Here is a 737-nt window from a genome sequence, read left to right on the forward strand (position 1 = left end):
GATGCGCCGGTGCTGCTGGAACTACCGACGGACCGGCCGCGCCCGGCACAACAGTCGTTTGCTGGTGCCCACGTGCCGGTGCAGATCGATGCATCGACTACGCAAGCGCTTAAGCGCTTAAGCGCGGAGCATGGCACGACGCTATTTATGACGGTGCTCGCCGCGTGGAGCGCGGTGCTCGCGCGCCTGTCAGGTCAGGATGATTTGGTCATCGGCACGCCTAGCGCGAACCGGGGGCATGCTGCGATCGAGCCGTTGATTGGCTTCTTTGTCAATACGCTGGCGTTGCGTGTCGACTTATCTGGCGAGCCTAATACGAGCGAACTGCTTAAGCGCGTGCGGTGCACGACGCTGGACGCGCAGGCGCATCAAGATCTGCCGTTCGAGCAAGTGGTCGAGATCGTGCAGCCGCCGCGTCGATTGAATCATACGCCGCTGTTTCAGGTGATGTTTGCGTGGCAGAGCAACGAGATAGGGCAATGGAGCTTACCCGAGCTGGATGTCAAGCCTGGTGAGCTTAATTACGACATGGTCAGGTTTGACCTGGAAATGCATTTGTATGAGGCAGGTGAGCAGATCACTGGTTCGTTACATTATGCGAGTGCGCTGTTTGACCCCACGACGATCGAGCGGCACGTAGGGTATCTGAAGACGATGTTGCAGGCGATGGCGGCTTGCCCACAGCAATCGGTGGCAACACTGCAGATGCTGGGAGCGGATGAGCGTCAGTTGCTGCT

Annotated in this window: 1 protein-coding gene; it reads left to right on the forward strand. The window is 58.9% G+C overall.

Annotated features, from left to right (window positions below):
- A partial coding sequence (locus KQH55_RS16125; protein ID WP_235091682.1) for a condensation domain-containing protein occupies window positions 1-737 on the forward strand: 737 nt, incomplete at both ends.

The organism is Mycetohabitans sp. B3 (assembly GCF_021498065.1).
Classification (GTDB): Bacteria; Pseudomonadota; Gammaproteobacteria; order Burkholderiales; family Burkholderiaceae; genus Mycetohabitans.